This is a genomic window from Anaerolineales bacterium (genome assembly GCA_037382465.1).
GTDB lineage: Bacteria > Chloroflexota > Anaerolineae > Anaerolineales > E44-bin32 > WVZH01.
Genome location: JARRPX010000114.1, coordinates 1 through 4,454 on the forward strand (window position 1 = coordinate 1; position 4,454 = coordinate 4,454).

The 4,454-nt window shown below is 58.8% G+C and carries 4 protein-coding genes; 3 read left to right on the forward strand and 1 reads right to left on the reverse strand.

The annotated features are described in order from the left end of the window. Positions 1-462: 462 nt before the first annotated feature. The gene (locus tag P8Z34_16970; GenBank protein MEJ2552365.1) at positions 463-1,518 is read left to right on the forward strand and encodes a hypothetical protein; all 1,056 of its coding nucleotides are present in this window, start codon (positions 463-465) and stop codon (positions 1,516-1,518) included. 68 nt (positions 1,519-1,586) lie between these two features. Beyond that, positions 1,587-2,168, forward strand: coding sequence for a hypothetical protein (locus P8Z34_16975; GenBank protein ID MEJ2552366.1), 582 nt, complete (start codon positions 1,587-1,589; stop codon positions 2,166-2,168). Between the two features lie 126 nt (positions 2,169-2,294). Here the strand turns inward: P8Z34_16975 and P8Z34_16980 are convergent, their stop codons facing one another. Next, positions 2,295-3,485 carry a WD40 repeat domain-containing protein gene (locus tag P8Z34_16980; protein ID MEJ2552367.1) on the reverse strand — a complete coding sequence of 397 codons (1,191 nt, stop codon included), beginning with the start codon at positions 3,483-3,485 and terminating at the stop codon, positions 2,295-2,297. 275 nt (positions 3,486-3,760) lie between these two features. Between P8Z34_16980 and P8Z34_16985 the strand changes: the two genes are divergently transcribed. Then, positions 3,761-4,454 (forward strand): hypothetical protein (locus P8Z34_16985; GenBank protein ID MEJ2552368.1); only part of this gene is annotated, 694 nt, incomplete at its 3' end.

A 4,454-nucleotide genomic window follows, 5' to 3' on the forward strand; every position in this document is an offset into this window, starting at 1 on the left:
TCCATGTTTGCAGCCGGGTTCATGGGCCGCTTTGTCAGGGGGTGTGGGGGTGGACTGCCATCCCCACGTCCCTCCGCTGGGGGGATGATAGGGGGGAAGAAAAAACCATTCCAACTCTAAAATTCGCGAGTGTGTTGGGTTTCGTCCCTCAACCCAACCTGCATTCTGACCTCCGGCTCGGGCAGACACATCCGTCCAGCCAAATCCAACCATCGCAACAGGCTGCTACCCATGCCTGCGTTCAGAATTCGCTGATACGCATGTGCTATCGTTAGACTCTGAACCGCCAGGGAACAACCGAAAACCCGGAGATCTCAACCAAACCGCTGCCGCAGTTTCATCGAAGGTCGGGCCCCTGGTCTTTGAACTACGCTCGCGCCGGCGTGACCCACACTCCATAACATCGGCGCAGCCGGGTTTCACGTTCTCCTGCGCCAGAACCATCGAAGGGAGGCGCCAATCATGAGGCGACGAAAGTGGATCGCGAGCGGATATCTGCTCGCTCTGATATCTCTGGTGAGCTGCAACCCCACACCTCCCCCACCCATCTTCGACCCGGATGTGGAAATCCTGCATTCCCCGGTGGTCGCCAAATCCTCGGAGCAAGTGACCTTCACGGCGGAGGTCAAATCCGTCGCCGGCCCGGTCGAGGTGCAGATCCTGGTCAACAACAGCGTGGTTCAAACCTGCAGCAATCTGACCAACGGGGATACCTGCAGCTACACCGGCGGTCCTTATACCACTTACCAGAACACGACGGTCTCGTATCTGGCCAGAATCACGGACTCGGCAAACCACACCGCCGACAAGGGGTACTATTACTTCGCCGTCACGGACGACAACTACGCCTGGACTCGCCCCTACATGCCGGCCCGCAAATCGGGGGATAACGCGGACAAGATCGTCTTCCTGTTTCACATGGCCGACGATTACCCCTCGCTGGATGAATTCATCGACGACGTCGAAGACAAAATGTACGCCGTGTTCAATCCACAAGACATCATCGAAGAAACCGGAAACTTCGAGGCGTTCAATTTCTACGTCTACTCGAAGCCCGCCGACGCCTCGAGCTGCCCGGGCACGCCGCATGCGGACACGGACGGCGACATCGACTGGCGGGACGTCGACGCCATCTTGCATCCCGCAAATATGGCGGACTGCGCCAACGTGACGCTGCGCCGCTTCACCGCAGAAGGAAGCAACACCAAAGCGTTCCTCCACGAAAGCGGCCACGCCGTTTTCGGCCTGGCGGACGAGTACGACTCCTCGAACTGCTCGACCTACTATTTTCAAGCGAGCACCGAACCCAACATCTGGTCCAACGAAGCGAGCTGCCAGGCAGAGCAGAACGCCAAAGGACGGGATCCGGCTGCGTGTTGGGAATTCACCAACTGCCAGAACGGTTGGTGGGGCATTTTCTCCCTTTCCGACAACACGGTCATGCAGCGCGGCCTGGTCGATGATCCCTGGGGAGTCGAGAGCGCCGAAAACGTGACCGATGATTTCGATCAATATTAACGCTGCAGTCCGAAATTCGGATCGACGAACCGCAGCGTTCGAACGACGAGAGAGATCGAGGGATGAAAATGAATAAGAGACGATATTTTCTCTCAGGACTGATCGCCACGTTCGCCGTCGCCGTGACTTTCGCATCCACAGCGGCGAACCCACCCGCTCTTCCTGACGGGGTGCAAGAAGATGCAAGCGGAGAATACGTGATCCTCGTCGACGTCCAATTCAAGGGCGGCGAATGGTTCGTCGGCGAGAAAGGCGTCGAAGTGCGCCCCTGCCTGCCCCCGAAACGGACGAGTTTCACCGCCGACCGCAGTTCGCTCGTCGTCGTGAAGGGGATGAAGGGCGAAGTAATTTACAAAGAATTCATGCCCCTGAGCCCGCGAATCGTGCTGCGCGACGAGGGTGAAGCCGAAAGCTACTTGCTGGACGAAGTCTCGTTCGCGTTCCGCATCCCTCTGCTTGACGGCATGCAGAGGCTCGAATTTTACGAGGAAATCAAAGGCACGCAGGAACCCGAGGGAGAACCAAGCCTCGGCGTGGATCTCAGCGAAGCAATCCAAATGTTCTACGATCGTGGCGGACCTGAAGAGAAAGCCACGTGCCAGGACATCGAATACCTGCCCGATCAAGGCGAGAAACGAAACAGGCCGTGAGGGTTTGCCTCGAAATCGAATGGGTTCGTGGAAGGGCAACCCGGCGAGTCGACCCCCACACTTAGAACCACGCGTAGAGACGCCCGGAAGGACGTCTATGCTTTGGGCAGCCACAGGGGGTTGCCACTACAGCGACTCCACCTCATATACGCTGATATCGCCACTTCCCCCACCAACGATCAACCCACTGCCGTCTTCCGAAAGCATGAATTCCACGTAATGCGCGCTCGTGGGGATTTGATACACCAGCGAGCCGTCCGCTGCGTCCCAGAAACGCAGCCTGTTCCGGTTGTTGGTGATGATCAGGGTATCATCGACCGTGTAAACCAAAATCGTGCTGTCCTCTTTGCGATCGCCGTACACCAGCGCCTCACCCGATTCGACATCGCGCACCGCGACCCGGGCCAGCGGATCGTGGGGTTCGTGCGCGTCGGAACACTCCGACGAATAAGCCAACCTGGACTCATCTGACGAGAGGTCGAATCCGCCGATACACGCTTCCCCGCGGAAGGATTTCACCAATTCACCGTCGGCCGTGTTCCACACGGTAACGTCGGCGTAGCCCGTGTCGGCGAAGTAGCGGCTGCCGTCTGCGGTGAACACGATCTTCTCGACCTTGAATGGATTGGATTGTTCGAAATAATTCACACGCTCGAAATCCGCCAGCCGCCACACTCCGAGCTGGTTGCGCTGGCCACCGACGGCGAGCAGGCTTCCATCCGGCGAGAAGGCGAGCGCGGAAGCACCTCTTTCGTAGGACGAGAAACTACGTGCCAGCTCCCAGCTCCCCACATCCCAAAGAGCGACCTCCCCATTCTGCGAACACGAAGCCAGCCATTCGCCGTCCGGTGAAAAGGCGACGTCGGTCACGATCGCCGTATGGAAATCCAGCGGCGGAAGCAATTGCTCCTCCTGAAAATCCCACAGGCGTACGTCGACCTCCGGATCGCCCCACTGCGAGATGGCCAGGTAGCGGCCGTCTTTGGAAAGATCGAGCGCCGCTATGATCGTCTTCATGCCGGTTTCGATCCGGGTGCTGACGGCGAGCTGCTCCACGTTGTCGATGCCGATGGGAATCACCGCTGGTTCCTCAGGCACGGGCTCCGGAGTTGGTTCCTGTGTCGGTTCCTGGTTATCGGTCTGCGTGGTCGCTGCGGGAGTGTCCATTGGCATCGTGGGTTCACGAGTCGGATGCGGGGTCGATGTGACCGCAGGCAGAGACGCCTCCTCAGCTCCACGATATCCCGGGAATTCGCAGGCTGAAAGCAGAAGCCAACATGTTAACAAGATCGTCAAGCCGGTTTTACGGATGTTCAAGGCGAACCTCCTTCGACGCTGCGTCTCTTTATATCCTAAATTGGGCAGGTTTGAAACTCGGCCTGCATGTATATTCGCGTAACTGCCCGTAGGTTGCCGCTGCATCCTGCCATGGAAATCGGACCGCTCCGGTTGTCCCGCAGAAACACATCAACCGCTCACCAATTCTTCATAAAACCTGAACATCACCTCGCTACACTCCTATCGGAATTCGTTAACCGGTACATCCATTCCGGATCAGCATGGGATGTAACCCAATCTACGGAGGTAAATTTATGAAGAGAATCAAGAAAACCGGGTGGATCGTCATGCTGCTCGTGGCCATCCTGATCGTCGCGGGCGCGTTGACGGCGTTCGCACAGGACGAAAAACCACCCCACCCACCGCACGGATGGCTCGACGGCGAAATTATCCTGGCCGTCTACGCCGAGGCGCTCGGGATCACCCCCGAGGAGGTCGAGGCCGCCTGGGCGGAGGGCAAGACGCTCACCGACCTGTGCGACGAACTCGGCCTCGACCTGGAGGAAACCCGCAGCCAGATCGATGATCGGCTGCAAACGCTGCGCGCGGAAGCCATCCAGCAAGCCGTCGACGACGGCGAAATCTCGCAGGAACTGGCCGACGACCTGTTCGAACGAGACTTTCCTCTCGAGCATGCTTGGACTGGTGGCGGCCGGGACCGTTTCAAGACCGTCCCCGGCGCGGGCCGCGAGGGATTCTTTCCCCACGAGGGACCGTTCGACGATCAACTGCGCGGATGGCGTGAAAGCGGCCTGACGCTGGAGCAGTGGGCCGAGGAAAACGACGTCGACCTGGACCAGCTGAAAGCGGACATCCAGGCCGAGCACGAGGAACGCGTTCAACAGATGCTCGAGGAAGGCATCATCACCGAAGAGCAGGCCCAGGAACTCCTCGACCAGGATTTCCCCGAGGACTTCCCAGGACCGAGGATGCCTTTCCAGGGTCGCG